The organism is Picosynechococcus sp. PCC 7003, assembly GCF_001693255.1.
GTDB lineage: Bacteria > Cyanobacteriota > Cyanobacteriia > Cyanobacteriales > MRBY01 > MRBY01.
On record NZ_CP016474.1, the window covers coordinates 655,862 to 670,529 of the forward strand.

Sequence of the window (14,668 nt, forward strand, 5' to 3'; positions counted from 1 at the left end):
TTATATTTTAGATTGAAGTTTTAGTCTGCACAGGGGCGAGCGGGTAAGATTTCTCCAAAGCGGCGATATTCTGCCAAATAGGCTTCTAGGGCGATAAATTGGGCCAAATTCAACCGATAGTAAATCCAGCGCCCTTCTTGGCGGGTCAGTACCAACTCACTCTCTTTGAGGATTTTTAGGTGGAAAGAAAGTTTGGACTGCTTTAAATCCAAGACATCACACAACTCACAAACACACAATTCTTGGACCCGTAGCCGTTCTAGGATCTCCAGACGAATGGGATCTCCTAGGGCTTTGAAGCCCTGCAAAATTAGGGTTAGGTCTTGGGTGAGGGGCATTGAATCAAAAATAATTGATATTTGGTAGTTATTCGGACAGCAGACTTAAGCGGACTGTTTGGCCAGTTTCCAGGGGGCGATCGCCTTGGACAACATACCGTTCCCCAGCACTAAGGCCACTCAGGATAGCAACCATGCCATTATCTTCCGGGCCAACTTGCACCGGACGCGCTTGCACAGTCGTTGTTTCTCCTTGGGTAACGGGCACAAATACCGTCGTCTGGTTGGCATTACTGCCCGTGTTGAGGGCGGACACCGGAATCATGACAGCGGTTGTGAGGTTGGGATTTGTGAGGCTGACCCGCGCCAATAACCCGGTGGCAATTTTTCCTTCGGGATTGGGGATGGTAATTTCAATGGGAATTAAACGGGCGGCGGCATCAGCCACGGGAGAAATGCGGGTGACTTCGCCGGGAAAGGTTTCTCCAGGGAAGGCATCGAGGGCCACATTAACCAGTTGGCCTTGGGCAAATTGGCTCAGATCCCGGTCAGAAATCTGGACTTCAACTTTAATGGCGCTGAGATCACCGATTTCGACGAGGGTTTGTCCCCCTTGAATCGTGTCGCCAGCTTCGGCCTGCTGACTAAGGACAATGCCACTTTGGGGCGCTGTAATTTGGGTATAGGTGAGGCGTTCCTGGGCCTGGGCGAGGATGGCTTGTTGGGCGGTGACGCGTTTTTTGGTGGCGGCGATCGCCTGTTGGCGGGTAATGACTTGCTCTTGGCTGGCTTTTAACACCTGGGCGGCGGTGGCCTGTTGGGTTTGGGCAACCTCGGCTTGTTGGGCAGTGATCGCTCCCGCTTCGGCTAACTGTTGGAGGCGACGAGCATCGGCTTCAGCTTGTTTGAGTTCGGCCCGGTTCCGTTCTACCTGGGCTTTGGCTTCGGCGAGAACTGATTCTGCTTCTTTAACTTCAAATTGTCGGGCGGCCAGTTCAGCTTGGGCTTCACTAACATCGGTACGGGGGAGATCCTGTTCTACGGCGGCGAGCAGTTGACCTTGGCGAATAAAATCACCCACTTCTGCATTGAGGGTGAGTAATTGCCCTTCGACCCGGGAGCGGACTACTACTTTTTTTAGGGCCATGGTGGTGCCGGTGTAGCTGGCAGTGGGCGCGGTTTCTGTGCCAGTGGCGATCGCCACCTCGACTAAGGGGGGTTGTTCTGCCTGTTCTGGGCGGCCCGCCGGCTGGGCATTACTATTTTGTTCGAGGGCACACCCCGTCGAGAGAAACGCCAACGAAAGGAAAAGACAGAGACCGATGGGGGCTTTGAGTTGCTGAACCATGGGAGAGCACCACGAAGATTTAAAAGTGAAAATGATGAAAGAAGAAGCTGGAAAAACTTAATGTTTCTTAAAGGTTTTGTCGCCGCTGATTCTAACATCTCAACTTTGAGACTGCCGCTAACCCTGGCCTTTCTCCCATAACTCCGATGGCGATCGCCTACAATAGCTAAAACGTAAAAAATCACTACAACATCAAGAGAACGTTATGTCCGTACTGGCGGCGATCGCAGTTTTGGCACTCCTCATCGTGATCCATGAGTTGGGTCACTTCTCAGCAGCCCGACTTCAAAATATCCATGTCAACCGCTTTTCCATTGGCTTTGGGCCGACCCTACTCAAATACCAAGGCAAAGAAACCGAGTATGCGGTGCGAGCCTTCCCCCTCGGTGGCTACGTGGGCTTTCCCGATGACGACCCAGACAGTGATATTCCCCCAGAAGACCCGAATCTCTTGCGTAACCGTCCCGTCTTTGACCGGGCCATTGTGATCAGTGCCGGGGTCATTGCCAATTTAATTTTTGCCTACTTCCTCCTCGTCGTACAGGCAGGCACCGTGGGCTTCCAAGACATTAACTATCAACCAGGTGTACGCATCCCCCAAGTATTAACGGAAGTCGCTTCCCCGGCAGCAGCAGCAGGCATCCAAAACGAAGATGTTGTCCTGGCCGTTAATGGCAAAACCCTCCCCAGTGGCCAAGCCGCCCTTGAGGAATTGCGGGTGCTGATTCAAGAAGCCCCCAACGAAACCCTCAATTTGCAACTCCAACGGGGCGAAGAAACGCTCACCCTAGATGTAACCCCCGATGCGGGTAGTGATGGCCAAGGAAAAATTGGTGTGATGTTAGCTCCCAATGGTGAAATTGTGCGCAACCGCGCCGGTAATCCCATTGCCGCTCTCCAGGCGGGCTCTCGGGAATTTCAACGGCTTGCAAGTCTTACGGTGCAAGGATTTGGTCAACTGATTTTCAATTTCCAAGAAACAGCCCAACAGGTAGCTGGTCCCGTGGCGATCGTGGCGGTGGGAGCAGATTTAGCGAAAGATGATTTGAGCAATTTGTTCCAATTCGGTTCACTCATTAGCATTAACCTGGCGATTATTAATATTTTGCCCTTACCCGCTTTAGACGGCGGCCAACTGGCCTTTCTCCTAGTAGAAGGAATTCGTGGTAAACCTCTGCCGATGCGCCTCCAGGAAAACATTATGCAAACGGGCTTAGTCCTGTTGCTTGGTCTTGGGGTCTTCCTCATTGTGCGCGACACTGTGAATCTGGCTTTTTTCCAGAATTTAATTCGTTAATTTGTTTGTTCAGTCGGGGTTGATCATGATTAACCCCTCACAATTGATAAAACCATGAGTCAAAAGTTCACCCCCGAAAAAATGGCGCGTCTGCGGGCGGAAGCCAAAAATCCCTACCGTTCGCTCCGCCAATTTATTTACCTATGCTTTGGGTTATCTGGGGGCGTTGGAGGAATGATTTTTTTGTTGCAAATTGCCGCTGGTCGGGATTTAGAACAGGCGATTCCGAATCTTGCGGTGCAGGCTGGGGTTGTGGGCTTAATGATTTTTCTCTGGCGCTGGGAGAACAAAAATAAACTCGCCAGTCAAGAGAAAAAATAGGCTTGATCTCGCCACTTGACCCGTTGATTGTAGATGGATAAATTAATGCTGCCCCCTTGGTTACAACCAGGGGATTTATTGAAAGTGATTGCCCCTAGTGGTCGTTTGTTAGAACAGGACGCCTTTTGGGCTGGGGTAGATATTTGGCGATCGCAGGGGTATCGGGTAGAACTGACGACAGGTTGGGATACGCGCTGGGGTTATTTGGCCGGCACTGATCAGGGACGACGGCAAGCCTTGGCCGAAGCATGGTTTGATCCGGACTGCAAAGGGATTTTGTGTGCGCGGGGCGGCTATGGGGGGATGCGCCTTTTAGAAGCTTGGGACTGGAAAATTGACCAAGTGACTCCCAAATGGCTCATTGGTTTTTCGGACATCACCAGCTTGCTCTGGAGCTTAAGCACCGTAGGCATTGCCAGCATCCACGGCCCCGTTTTAACGACTTTTGCGGCAGAACCCAATTGGTCAAAGCAAAGATTATTTGATTTCTTGGTGGGAAAACCCCTCGAGCCGCTTCAGGGTAGGGGCTGGGGTAATGGCCAAGTTGCAGGGGTGCTATTACCTGGAAATTTGACAGTGGCGACTCACATTCTGAAAACACCATTGCAGCCAGATTTTGATAACGTAATTTTGGCCCTCGAAGATGTGACGGAAGCGCCCTACCGGATTGATCGCCTGTTAACTCAATGGCGACTGCTGGGGGCTTTTGAAAAAATCAAAGGCATTGCCCTCGGTCGTTTCAGTCAATGTGACGAGTTGGGTTCAGCCGATAGTTTTAGGGTGCTAGAAGTGCTAGGCGATCGCCTGCGGGATTTAAACATTCCCATTGTTGCCGAGCTGCCCTTTGGCCATGATGGTGTGAATGCTGCCTTACCCGTGGGGGTTCCGGTGATTTTAGATGGCGATCGCGGTTTACTCTCTTTCCCGGAGAAGCTGCCCCCCATTAGCACCGCTTCGGCAATGGGGTAAACTGGATCCCTGTGCATTGTAAGGAAAGCATTAGTAGGAAAGCCGTGCGAAAGATCATTATTGCGGGTAATTGGAAAATGTATAAGACTCAAGCCGAGTCTTTAGACTTTCTCAAAGCATTACTGCCCAAAATCGCCGATGACCATGAAGAACGAGAAGTGGTGCTCTGTACGCCCTTTACCGATTTAGGCTTAATGTCCAAGAGTCTCCACGGGACGCGGGTACGCCTGGGGGCACAGAATATCCACTGGGCTGACGAAGGTGCCTTTACCGGCGAGATTTCTGGGTCAATGCTGACCGAAATGGGCGTCCGTTACGTCATTGTGGGCCACAGCGAAAGACGGCAATATTTTGGCGAAACCGATGAAACTGTGAATCAGCGCCTCAAAGCGGCCCAACGCCATGGTTTAACGCCGATTCTTTGTGTTGGTGAAAGCAAAGCTCAACGGGACGCTGGTGAAACAGAAGCAGTAATTTTTGCCCAGCTCGAAAAAGATTTAGTCGATATTGATCAAAATAACTTGGTCGTTGCCTACGAACCCATCTGGGCGATTGGTACGGGTGATACCTGTGATGCCACCGAAGCAAACCGGGTGATTGGTCTAATTCGCGAAAAACTCACCAACAAAAATGCCACTATTCAATATGGTGGTTCCGTCAAGCCAAATAACGTTGATGAGATTATGGCCCAGCCCGAAATTGATGGGGCCTTGGTGGGTGGAGCAAGCCTAGAGGCAGAGAGTTTTGCCCGCTTGGTAAATTATATGTAACGATGCTTAGGTATTTCGTTCTCAATATCCTAGGCTCCGTGAAAAATACGCACTTTACTTGAGGAGAAAGCTCTCGACTGCGGGATATTTCTCCTCGTTTTTACAAAATTTTTTTAAATTTCTTTTCCCTTTTACTTTTAACCCGACATTTTTTTAGCGCAACTTTTTAGATAAATGCCTACTCTCACGACATCGCGCACGACCTTTCCCCTCACAGCGGTGGTTGGTCAAGATGTAATTAAAACCGCTCTCCTGCTGGGGGCCGTTGATCCTGCCCTGGGTGGGGTGGCGATCGCCGGGAAACGGGGCACCGCAAAATCCGTGATGGCCCGGGGAATTCATTCCCTTTTGCCCCCCATCGAAGTCATTAAAGATAATCCCTTTAACTGTGATGTCCATAACCGCAGTGACTGGGATGATCTCACCGAAGTGGCCTATGGCGAGACGGCCAGCGAAAACATTTCCACGGAAGTAATTGCCGCGCCTTTTGTACAAATTCCCTTGGGCGTTACCGAAGATCGCCTTTTGGGTTCTGTGGATGTCGAAGCCTCTGTGCGTCAGGGGGAACCCGTCTTCCAACCGGGTCTATTAGCCCAAGCCCACCGGGGTGTGCTGTACATCGATGAAATCAACCTCCTCGATGACCAAATTGCCAACCAACTCCTAACAGTCTTAACAGAAGGCCGCAACCAAATCGAACGGGAAGGCATTAGTTTTTCGCACCCTTGTCGGCCCCTGCTGATTGCCACCTATAACCCTGAGGAAGGCAATCTCCGAGAACACCTCCGCGATCGCATTGCCATTACCCTGTCTGCCGATCGCCCCCTCAGCCTCGAAGAACGGGTGGCAGCGGTGGATCAAGTGGTGCAATATGCCACCGCCCCCAAAGAGTTTTTGCAGCGGTACGACGAAGATCTCGATGCCCTCCGCACCCAAATTATCCTGGCGCGGGAATGGCTCAAAGAAGTCAAAATTAGCAAAGACCAAGTGGCCTACCTCGTGAGCGAAGCTGTGCGTGGCAGCGTCGAAGGTCACCGAGCCGAACTTTTTGCTGTGCGTGTTGCCATGGCTGCCGCTGCCCTTGATGGCCGTAATGTGGTGATTGCCGATGATCTCCGGACAGCGGTCGAGCTGGTGATTTTACCCCGTGCTACGACGATCCCCACCCCAGAAGATGAGGATATGCAGCCTCCCCCACCACCGCCACCGCCTCAATCCCAGGATGATCAACAGGACGAAGAAGATCAATCCCAAGATGAAGATCAAGAGGATCAAGACGACGACGATCAAAACGAAGACCAAGAGGAACAGCCGGAACAGGAGCCGACGATTCCCGAAGAATTTGTGTTTGACCCAGAGGGAGTTGTACTTGACCCAGGGATTCTCGCCTTTGCCCAAATGATGCAGAACAAAGGCAACTCTGGGAAACGGGGCTTAATTTTCTCCGATGACCGTGGCCGTTACATTAAGCCGATGTTACCCCGGGGGAAAGTACGGCGTATTGCGGTGGATGCGACCCTGCGGGCGGCGGCTCCCTACCAAAAGGCGCGACGACTGCGACACCCTGACCGGAAAGTGATCGTCGAGCAAAGTGACCTGCGCTCTAAACGGATGGCTCGTAAAGCGGGGGCTTTGATGATTTTCCTCGTTGATGCCTCTGGTTCTATGGCCCTGAATCGGATGCAGGCGGCCAAGGGGGCGGTGATGCGTTTGTTGACAGAAGCCTATGAAAACCGCGACCAAATTGCGTTGATTCCGTTCCGGGGCGAAATGGCAGAGGTGCTGTTACCCCCTACCCGTTCGATTACTTTGGCGCGAAATAGACTGGAAACGTTGCCCTGTGGTGGTGGTTCGCCGTTGTCCCATGGGTTAACCCAGGCTGTGCATATTGGTGTAAATGCCCAAATGTCCGGTGATGTGGGGGAAGTGGTGATCGTCGCGATTACTGATGGTCGAGGCAATATTCCCCTCTCGCGTTCCCTCGGCGAAAAACCAGAGGAAGGCGAAGAAAAACCTGATATCAAAGAGGAGCTTCTAAATATTGCCGGTAAAATTCGTGCTTCTGGGATGAAGCTGCTGATTATTGACACAGAGAAGAAATTTATTTCCTCTGGCTTTGGTAAAGAGCTGGCGGCTAAAGCGGGCGGCAAGTATTACCGATTACCGAAGGCTACGGATCAGGCGATCGCCGCCATGGCAAAGGGTGCAATGGCCGAAATTTAGGCGATTTTGAATCCGTAAAAGTTTCATGGGCGATTGTCTGTAAGGGCGATCGCCTTTATTTTTCCCTCTGGGAGCAAGGCTAAAATAAAACCATCTGGCTCACGGGAAAACGTACCATGGCAACCACTTTTCTGATTCAAAGTGATTTGACTCCTCTTGAGGTCTCCTTTCCGGCGATCGCCAAAATGGGAAAAGACGAATTTTTTGCCTTTTGCCGCGCTAACCCGGAACTACGCATCGAACAAACTGCCACAGGAGAAGTCATCATTATGTCCCCTGCCGCCTCGGATACTGGCAATCGAAATTTTAATCTCGCTGCTTATCTTTGGTTATGGAGCGAACAGGATGGTACAGGATTAGGCTTTGATTCGAGTGCAGGTTTTACGTTGCCTAATGGCGCGATCCGTTCCCCCGATGCGTCTTGGATGCGTCAGGAAAAGTGGGACAGCCTAAGCGATGAGGAAAAAAAATCCTTTGCGCCGACTTGTCCTGATTTTGTGATTGAGTTGCGCTCCAAAAGTGATGCCCTCAAAACGCTACAAGCAAAAATGGTGGAATATCTGGAAAATGGTGTGTCTTTGGCTTGGCTAATTGATCGCCAAAATCGCACTGTCCACATTTATCGACCCCAACAATCGCCCCAAATCCTCGAAAATCCGGAAACAGTCAGTGCTGATCCTGAACTGTCAGGGTTTACGTTATCCCTGGCGAAAATTTGGTAGTGGTCAGGCGATCGCCTTTTAGTTAAAGAATTTTTGGTGGCTAAACCCCGTAGGCTATACTAAAAAGCTGTGCCAAACGCCATCCAAGATTACTGCCTTTACCATGACTGTTAACGCCGAAGAACGGACTAAACTCGACAACGAATTGTCTAATCGGTTTATTGACCTCGATCCCGACGGTTATTTTATTATCTATCTAGACCGTGAACAGGGTTTAATTTGCGCGAAACATTACACCAATACGATTAACGATAAAGGTTTAGCCACAGACCCAGAAACCGGCGAAGTCCTTGCCTGCAAAGGTAGTTTAGAACGGACTCATACCACCGTTTATACAGGCCGTACTGCAAAAGAATTAGGCATTGAAATCACCGAAAAAGCCGATCCCTGTCCCATTTCCAAGCTAGATCATGCCCTATATCTCGGACGGGAATTTATGAAAGCAGAAATCGCCCTTCTCTCTGGCACAGAATATATTCAAGATTAATTCAATTGAAATATATCCAGAATAAGTCTTTTATTAATGTGATCTAAAAATAGAATAATCTTTCAGTAAACTAACCTGTCTATTTCTTGCAACAAACAAAATATAAACATTCTTTATTATATCTAAAAAATTTAACGATTAATTATTTATTATGAAATCTATTCTATTTCAGTTAAAAGCGGCTGTTTCCAAAGCTCTAATCAAGGCATTTGGCGAAGATCTAAAGGATACTGATCCCCTTGTTGTCCCTGCCAGCAATCCGAAATTTGGTGATTATCAGTCTAATGTCGCCCTATCGCTAACGAAAACCCTTAAGAAAAATCCTAGGGAAATTGCCCAAAGTATTATCGAAGCTTTAGACGTTGCTGATATTTGCGAACCGCCGACTATTGCCGGGCCTGGTTTTGTGAACTTCAGCCTCAAACCGAGCTATTTAGCCACGCTTTTAAAGGAAGTCCAACAAAGCGATCGCCTTGCCATTGACCCAGCAGACAATCCCCAGAAAGTCATTGTTGATTTTTCTAGTCCGAATATTGCCAAGGAAATGCACGTGGGCCACCTCCGCTCAACGATTATTGGCGATTCGATTGCACGGATTTTAGAGTTTCGGGGCCAGGATGTTCTGCGCCTAAACCATGTAGGGGATTGGGGTACCCAATTCGGGATGTTAATTACCTATTTAAAGGAAGCCTATCCCGATGCTTTAACGAAAGCAGATGCCCTCGACATTGGTGATTTGGTGGCGTTCTATAAAAAAGCAAAGGTGCGTTTTGATGAAGATGAAGCCTTTAAAGAAGCTTCTCGCAATCAAGTTGTAAAATTGCAATCGGGCGACCCTGAAAGTCAGCAAGCTTGGCAACTATTGTGTGATCAATCCCGCCGAGAATTCCAAAAAATTTACGACATTCTAGATATCAAATTAACGGAACGGGGCGAATCTTTTTACAATCCCTACCTGGCGGATGTCCTAACGGCATTGGATGAAGTGGGCTTGCTCGAAGAAGATGCCGGGGCGCAATGTGTTTTCCTCGAAGGCTTTAAAAATAAAGATGGCGATCGCCTGCCATTGATCGTCCAAAAATCCGACGGTGGGTTTAACTATGCCACCACCGATTTAGCGGCAATTCGTTATCGCATCAAAGAAGATCAAGCCAAACGAATCATTTACGTGACAGATTCTGGTCAAGCCGGACATTTCGCCCAAGTATTTCAAGTGGCCGAGCGCGCCGGATTTTTCCCCGATGATGTGGAAGTCGTCCATGTGCCCTTCGGTTTAGTGCAGGGGGAAGATGGCAAGAAGCTCAAAACCCGCGCCGGCGATACAATTAAGCTCAAGGATCTCCTCGATGAAGCTGTTAACCGCTCCCGTGCCGATTTGGAAAAACGTCTTGCCGAAGATGAGCGCCAGGAAACACCAGAATTCATCGAAAAAGTTTCTCAGGTAGTGGGCATTGGAGCCGTAAAATACGCCGATCTCAGTCAAAATCGAACCAGTAATTACATCTTTAGCTTCGATAAAATGTTGGCGCTCCAGGGTAATACCGCTCCCTATATGCTCTATGCCTATGTGCGTGTCCAGGGAGTCAGCCGTCAAGGCGGCATTGACCTCAGTACCCTACCCACCGATACCCCCATCATCCTCGAAGAAGCGGCCGAACTAACCCTAGCCAAACACTTATTACAACTAAGTGAAGTCCTCGTGAGCGTTGAGCAAGATCTGATGCCCAATCGCCTCTGTGAATATCTCTATGACCTCAGCCGCAAATTCAACCAATTTTATGAGGCTTGCCCGATCCTCAAAGCCGAAGGCGATCGCCGCATTTCCCGGTTAATCCTCGCCGACACCACAGCCCGCACCCTCAAGTTGGGTTTATCTCTCCTCGGCATCGAAGTCCTCGACCGGATGTAACTGCCATCAGTCTCCCTAGTGGCCTCGGTGCAGTCAATGGGGAGAAATCAATAAGCAAACATTAAGAGATATGAAGCACCTATCACCTAAGCCTATATTTCCTGATAACTTATAGACAAGGTACAAGATAAAAGTTCTGAAAAAGCTTTTATTCGGACGAAGAGATTGAGCGGTTGTACCTCCTTTGTTCGGTCTCGCCCAGAAGTCCTTCTCAACACTTCAAGTTGAAGATAGACTCGATTATTCCCCCTAACGGAATCGGGTAGTCGGGCTATAATCACCGCCTGTTAGGCACTGTTTTTCGAGAGGCGCTTGTTGGGTTCGTTGTTAACCTCGTTTTGTTGTTTGGTAAATCTTTTTGTTAGTTAAATTTGGATTGAAAGCCTGCTCCCCTGAGTAGGCTTTCGCCTTGTCTAGGGGAAAATCACCCCAAACAGCGGTAGATTAATCTTGGGTTAATACCTCTGGCAGAGGGGTATATTCACCGATGGGGTAGCCCCTTTGCTGAATCAAGGTTTTGAGATGTTGTACTCGTTTTGCCGGGGCCGGGTGGGTCGCCAGGAAATCCCAATTGGCTCCTTGTTGTTGGCTCATTGCTTCAAAGAAATCTGTGGCGCCAGCGACCTGACCATAGGTGGCGTAGAGCAAATCTAAACCATATTCATCGGCTTGTTTTTCTTGGGCTTGGGAAAAGCGTGAGCTGCTGACAATTTGTGCGGCATCTCCCAGCCAACTGACATCGCCAAAAATAGAGGAGATCACTGTACGGATCACGAGGGCCCGACCAATATTACGCAGGTGATCCCGGTGGGCAAAGTGACCGATTTCATGGCCCAATACCATCATGAGGGCATTTTCTGAGTCCATTTGATCTAACAAGCCTTGATAGACCAGTACCGTATCCCCCGGCAGAGCAGCGGCGTTAACCACATCCTGGGGGATGTAGAGGAGCTGGTAGTCACGTTTTTCTTTAGCGCCTTCAGGAATTTCTGCCTCTAGGCGATCAAGCAAGGCATTCAATTCATCTTGGGCGGGCGAGGGTTGGGCTTGGGGTTCGTAAATTTTAACCAGGGCTTGCCCCAACCGTTGCTCCCAACTCACGGGCATCTGGACAATGAGCCAGTTGACGCTGAAGTTTAATAGCCAAATCAAGAGGGCGATCGCACAGACAAACATCCCCCCAAGGGTGAGGAGTTCCCGCAGGGAAGCTTCAGGATTGCGATCTTCTGGGGCTGGGGGAGCAGGCATAGTTAATCGAGGAGATTGGCAAGACGCGGCAAAAGCAGTGCAAAGGCTTGGCCCCGATGACTCACGTCATGTTTGAGCGCCGCTGACATTTCCGCAAAGGTCTGTTGATATTCTGGCACATAAAAAATGGGGTCATAGCCAAAGCCCCCGTCTCCCCGCAGTTCCGTGAGGATTTCTCCAGGACAGTCTCCTTGTACCTGGGCGGCAATGGTGCCGTCTGGTTTGGCGATCGCCACAGCGCAGATAAACTTCGCGCGTCGATTGGAATTATTTCCCAGTTCCGTTAACAGACGTTCAATGCGTTCTTGGTCGGTGGTGCCGTAGCGCGCCGAATATAGGCCAGGGGCACCATTGAGGGCTTCAACGGCTAAACCAGAATCATCGGCGATCGCCCATTGGTTGAGGGCTTTGGCTACCTGGGATGCCTTGAGAGCCGCATTTTCAAGGAACGTTGTCCCTGTTTCTTCAATATCGAGTTCCGGGGGCTTGAGGCGCAATTCCCAGGGCAAATCCTGGAGATAGGCTTGCATTTCTTGTAATTTACCGGGGTTTCCGGTGGCGACGACGAGGACGGGCATAGGCATCAAAATCTGAACAAAAAATTAAAAAAGTTAACCAGAATCGCAGGGCAGCGACTTCCATTTTAAGGAAATTTGCCGAAAAAAAAGACGACCAAGGGCCGCCAGGTGCAAACTTATGCTGTTGAGGTGTTGTTTGAAAAAGTTAAAAGCTGTTGGTCTTACTGAAAAATACCAATGACGCCGTGGCCGGTGAAAATTTCGAGGAGAAGTAGAGAAGCAAAGCCGATCATCGCGGCCCGACCATTGAATTTCTCTGCATATTCGGTGAAGCCGACGCGGGGATTTTCTTGGACGTAAACGGTGGGCTCTACGGCAAAGGTGTTCAGCTTGCCTTGGTCGTCGACGATGTTGCCTTGGTATTTTCTAGCCATCTTGTTATCTGGGGTAAATTAGGTTGCTTTTTATCTTGATCCAAGATTAACAACTTTTGTAACAATTTGCAACATTTTATTTTTCGAGGTTGACAAAAGCTATTGACGTAAGCACCTACTTTGTTTTAGAGAAAATTGCAAACTTTTTCTCGATGTTCTGGGAGATGGTGCCATGGGCTACAGATTTTTGGCCCATATCTTTTTAGGTTGATATTTGATATGTCCTGCACCTGAGAGGCTGCGGTCTATGGTCTGCTCGGATTTCCCCGTCATTTATTCCACACTATCGGCGATCGCCCTCCGGGAGCGTGTGCTACCCCAATATGGCCTCAAGACCGTCAGCCAATGCGAGTTATGGAATCGGGGCTTGAGTGATATTTACTTTGTTCAGGCAGCGCAGGATGTGTTTGTGTTGCGGGTTTCCCATCACCATTGGCGATCGCCCACAGAAATTTTTTTCGAGCTAGATTTTCTGAATTTCCTCAAGAATCAGGGTTTACCAGTGGCGGCTCCTCTACCGACGGAAACCGGTGAATGGGCAGTGAAAATTCAAGCTCCAGAAGGCGATCGCTATGCCACCCTGTTTCCCTTTGCCCCAGGGGAAATTGCCCTAGGAGGGTGGAACGAAACCCAAAGTCGTCACCTGGGAGCAGTGGTGGCTCAGATCCATCAGGTCAGCCAAGACTTTATCTGCGACCATCCGCGCAAACCCCTAGACCTAGATTATTTGTTGGATGAATCCTTGGGCGTGATTTTGCCCTTTTTTGGCGATCGCCCCCGGGACTGGGGATTTATGCAGGATACCGCCCACAAAATCCGCGAGACCCTGGCCCAACTGCCTAAAGAAAAGCCCCTCTGGTCTGTCTGTTGGGGTGATGCCCACTGCGGCAATGTCCACTTCACCGAAGATCACCAGCTCACCCTCTTTGATTTTGACCAATGCGGCTATGGGTGGCGCGCCTTTGAAATTGGTAAATTTTTCCAGGGGGCCCTCACCACAGGTCTCCAGCGACGGGTACGGGAAGCGTTTATCGCGGGCTATGAGTCCCAAACCACCTTTGTTACCCAGGAACAAGCTGCACTCCAAGCCCTCACCCAGCTCGCCTATATTTGGTCGTGGCGCATCAGTCTCATCAGCATTCAAATTTTTAACAATAGCCAACTGGATCGTCACTACCTCACCCAGCGCCTAGAACGGCTCAAGGCCTTATCTTCACGGGATTGGCAATTATTCTAAAGGGATTGTCTCCAGTGATAGATCCGTGCCCTGTGGCCCGGCCTAGGGAAGAATGTCGCGAAAAGTTGAAAAATTCCCTGATCAAAAATGGTATGTTCTGCTACACTTACCGTTGTGTAAAGAAATATTTCGGGCTTCGTGCTGGGAACGCGTAGTTTGAAATCTTGATATTTTTTCGATGCAAAAACAACAACAAGCTTGAGTCATGCCAGCGATCGCCTCGCTGGTTTTTTCTTGGGGCCCTTGCTGGGATAATGGAAGCCACAACTTTTAATGATCCCTTAATTAACTGCACTGGCCTTGTGCCAAAACGTTTTTACCGAACTGACCCATGGAAAATTTAGATTTTGCCCTTTATACCCAGTGGTCTGCCTATGCCACCTTGTTTTTTGCGGTCTTGGCGATCGCCGCGTTTCTTTTTAAGTGGGGCATCCGTTTCCGCTTGGTCGGCACCACCGGCTTTATGATTGTGCTCACCATTGGTTTGTTTGGCCTCAGCCTAGGACTCTTTAGCCGGAGTGTGGTGCCGGGAGCCGTGCGCTATGCCCTGGTTTACGACAATGGTGCAAACTTAGCCGTCGTCTCCGTGAAGCCTGAAGTGACCACCGAAGCGGTGAATGCGACCCTCCGCCAAGCTTCCAATGACCTCTTTTCCTACGGGCGCATTGGCAATGGGGATAATAAATTTACCGTGCGTCTCCGGGTGATGAGCCACCCCGAACCCGGCGTTTCCGAGCCCCTCTATTTGGGTCAAGTCCAACGCGCCATTGCCGACCGCGAAAATGGTGCCCTGGACATCCAGCTCTACCCAGAAAATCTCAAAAAGCTGCCCCAATCCAAGGCGATTAGTTAGGATCTAGGGAAGTTTACTGCATCTGTTTCGTCGCCATTTTTTCGATACCCAATA

15 protein-coding genes are annotated in these 14,668 nt (G+C 49.8%); 10 read left to right on the forward strand and 5 right to left on the reverse strand.

Features of this window, described 5'->3' with window-relative positions; translation table 11 throughout:
• Positions 1-20: 20 nt before the first annotated feature.
• Positions 21-338, reverse strand: coding sequence for a helix-turn-helix transcriptional regulator (locus AWQ21_RS03085; protein WP_065713275.1), 318 nt, complete (start codon positions 336-338; stop codon positions 21-23).
• Between the two features lie 28 nt (positions 339-366).
• Positions 367-1,626: an efflux RND transporter periplasmic adaptor subunit gene (locus AWQ21_RS03090; RefSeq protein WP_065713276.1), complete on the reverse strand. Its 1,260-nt coding sequence runs from the start codon at positions 1,624-1,626 to the stop codon at positions 367-369.
• 205 nt (positions 1,627-1,831) lie between these two features.
• Between AWQ21_RS03090 and rseP the strand changes: the two genes are divergently transcribed.
• The 8 genes from rseP (at position 1,832) to argS (ending at position 10,324) form a co-directional block, all read left to right on the forward strand.
• Entirely contained in the window at positions 1,832-2,923 is a 1,092-nt protein-coding gene (gene rseP / locus AWQ21_RS03095; RefSeq protein ID WP_065713277.1) for an RIP metalloprotease RseP, read from the forward strand.
• Positions 2,924-2,977: 54 nt separating this feature from the next.
• On the forward strand, positions 2,978-3,244 hold the full coding sequence (locus AWQ21_RS03100; RefSeq protein ID WP_065713278.1) for a DUF3493 domain-containing protein: 267 nt from the start codon (positions 2,978-2,980) through the stop codon (positions 3,242-3,244).
• A 33-nt stretch (positions 3,245-3,277) separates the two neighbouring features.
• A complete protein-coding gene (locus AWQ21_RS03105) occupies positions 3,278-4,213 on the forward strand; it encodes an LD-carboxypeptidase (RefSeq protein WP_065713279.1) in 936 nt (311 codons plus the stop codon).
• A gap of 44 nt (positions 4,214-4,257) precedes the next feature.
• Positions 4,258-4,983: a triose-phosphate isomerase gene (gene tpiA, locus AWQ21_RS03110; protein WP_065713280.1), complete on the forward strand. Its 726-nt coding sequence runs from the start codon at positions 4,258-4,260 to the stop codon at positions 4,981-4,983.
• A 174-nt stretch (positions 4,984-5,157) separates the two neighbouring features.
• Entirely contained in the window at positions 5,158-7,206 is a 2,049-nt protein-coding gene (gene bchD, locus AWQ21_RS03115; RefSeq protein ID WP_065713281.1) for a magnesium chelatase ATPase subunit D, read from the forward strand.
• A gap of 116 nt (positions 7,207-7,322) precedes the next feature.
• Positions 7,323-7,928, forward strand: a complete 606-nt coding sequence (locus tag AWQ21_RS03120; protein ID WP_065713282.1) for a Uma2 family endonuclease — start codon at positions 7,323-7,325, stop codon at positions 7,926-7,928.
• 103 nt (positions 7,929-8,031) lie between these two features.
• Complete coding sequence (locus AWQ21_RS03125) at positions 8,032-8,415, forward strand: DUF4346 domain-containing protein (protein ID WP_065713283.1); 384 nt, start codon at positions 8,032-8,034, stop codon at positions 8,413-8,415.
• 151 nt (positions 8,416-8,566) lie between these two features.
• Positions 8,567-10,324: an arginine--tRNA ligase gene (argS, locus tag AWQ21_RS03130; protein ID WP_065713284.1), complete on the forward strand. Its 1,758-nt coding sequence runs from the start codon at positions 8,567-8,569 to the stop codon at positions 10,322-10,324.
• 444 nt (positions 10,325-10,768) lie between these two features.
• Here argS and AWQ21_RS03135 read toward each other — a convergent pair whose 3' ends face one another.
• From AWQ21_RS03135 to AWQ21_RS03145, 3 genes are all read right to left on the reverse strand, one after another.
• Positions 10,769-11,572 carry a M48 family metallopeptidase gene (locus AWQ21_RS03135; RefSeq protein ID WP_065713285.1) on the reverse strand — a complete coding sequence of 268 codons (804 nt, stop codon included), beginning with the start codon at positions 11,570-11,572 and terminating at the stop codon, positions 10,769-10,771.
• A 2-nt stretch (positions 11,573-11,574) separates the two neighbouring features.
• A complete protein-coding gene (gene rdgB / locus AWQ21_RS03140) occupies positions 11,575-12,150 on the reverse strand; it encodes an RdgB/HAM1 family non-canonical purine NTP pyrophosphatase (protein WP_065713286.1) in 576 nt (191 codons plus the stop codon).
• A gap of 161 nt (positions 12,151-12,311) precedes the next feature.
• Positions 12,312-12,524, reverse strand: coding sequence for a high light inducible protein (locus AWQ21_RS03145; RefSeq protein ID WP_065713287.1), 213 nt, complete (start codon positions 12,522-12,524; stop codon positions 12,312-12,314).
• A gap of 247 nt (positions 12,525-12,771) precedes the next feature.
• Here AWQ21_RS03145 and AWQ21_RS03150 point away from each other — a divergent pair, with 247 nt between their 5' ends.
• Both AWQ21_RS03150 and AWQ21_RS03155 read left to right on the forward strand, forming a co-directional pair.
• Positions 12,772-13,761 (forward strand): phosphotransferase enzyme family protein, encoded by a 990-nt coding sequence (locus AWQ21_RS03150; RefSeq protein ID WP_065713288.1) that lies wholly within the window; start codon positions 12,772-12,774, stop codon positions 13,759-13,761.
• 331 nt (positions 13,762-14,092) lie between these two features.
• Positions 14,093-14,614: a Ycf51 family protein gene (locus tag AWQ21_RS03155; protein WP_065713289.1), complete on the forward strand. Its 522-nt coding sequence runs from the start codon at positions 14,093-14,095 to the stop codon at positions 14,612-14,614.
• Positions 14,615-14,668 lie beyond the last annotated feature (54 nt).